The organism is Citrobacter sp. Cs237 (assembly GCF_030332325.1).
Taxonomy (GTDB): Bacteria; Pseudomonadota; Gammaproteobacteria; order Enterobacterales; family Enterobacteriaceae; genus Citrobacter_A; species Citrobacter_A sedlakii.
This window is the reverse complement of record NZ_JAOWIB010000040.1, coordinates 1-472: the sequence shown is the minus strand read 5'-3', so window position 1 is coordinate 472 and position 472 is coordinate 1. Positions and strand designations below refer to the sequence as shown.

The 472-nt window shown below is 52.5% G+C and carries 1 pseudogene; it reads left to right on the top strand.

Annotated features, from left to right (window positions below):
* Positions 1–61: 61 nt before the first annotated feature.
* Positions 62–472 (top strand): annotated as a pseudogene (locus OGY07_RS01255) (SEL1-like repeat protein); the annotation flags it as partial.

The following is a 472-nucleotide window of genomic DNA, read 5'->3' as shown; positions in this document are numbered from 1 at the left end:
TAAGTCTCCGGCTTAAACCCGGGAAGATATTCCCGGGTATTTCAGGGAAGGATAAAAGACAATGTCATTACCGAGACGAATATACTGTTCAGCAGGCGTATTGCTGACCTGCCTGTTGCTCGCGGCCTGCGATCAGACAGCAGCCGCTCCGGCCAGCCATAAACCCGCCGTGGACCCGTTACCGACGATCAATACCCGGCTGGCGTTCACCTGCAAACATGAAAATATTCCGCAGCCCTCTGCGGATACGGATGTGTTGTTTAAATACGCGCGCTGGCTGCAGAAGAATAACCAGTTAAAGGAAGACGTAAAAATCGATGCAGAAATTGAACGGCTTTACCGTATAGCGGCAGAAAACGGGCACTACAGGGCCAATATTAATCTGCAGAATAGTGCGATGCGGGGGCATTTTCATCTCAGCGGCGCTGAGCGTCTGCGGATGAGCCAGGCGCTAATCGATGCCGGTGTGGCT